Origin of the sequence: Mycobacterium sp. 852013-51886_SCH5428379 (assembly GCF_001665575.1) — a bacterium.
Classification (GTDB): Bacteria; Actinomycetota; Actinomycetes; order Mycobacteriales; family Mycobacteriaceae; genus Mycobacterium.
This window is the reverse complement of record NZ_LZSU01000047.1, coordinates 1-514: the sequence shown is the minus strand read 5'-3', so window position 1 is coordinate 514 and position 514 is coordinate 1. Positions and strand designations below refer to the sequence as shown.

Genomic DNA, 514 nt, shown 5'->3' with positions numbered 1-514 from the left:
CTTTGGTCAGTCGGGTCAGCCCGAAAGACCGCCTCGAGGTGCTGTTCGACGAGTTCGCCGAGCTGTCCGGTCAGCGCAACGCGATCGACGGGCGCCTGGTGGACATCATCGCCGAGATCGACCGCGACGAGCTGTGGGGGATGACCGGTGCCCGCTCCATGGAAGCGCTGGTGGCGTGGAAGACCGGTGTCACCCCCCGCAACGCCGAGGTCATGGTCGCCGTCGCGCGGCGGACCGAAGAGTTCCCGCGCTGCACCCAGGCGTTGTGCGAGGGGCGGCTGTCGCTGGATCGGCTCGGGGTGCTGGCCGAACACGCCGCCGAGGGCTCCGATGAGCACTACATCCAGACCGCCGAAGCCGCCACCGTCACCCAGTTGCGCACCGCGGTCAAACTCGAACCCCAGCCACCCAAAACACGGCCGGCGCCGAAACCCTCGATCACCAAACGCGACCACGGCGAGACCACCACCTGGACGATCACCCTGCCGAAGTTGGACGCCGCGACATTCGACGC

1 protein-coding gene is annotated in these 514 nt (G+C 68.1%); it reads left to right on the top strand.

The features are described 5' to 3' along the window. Positions 1-2: 2 nt before the first annotated feature. On the top strand, positions 3-514 hold a 512-nt coding region (locus A5757_RS19680), incomplete at its 3' end, for a DUF222 domain-containing protein (protein ID WP_156618573.1).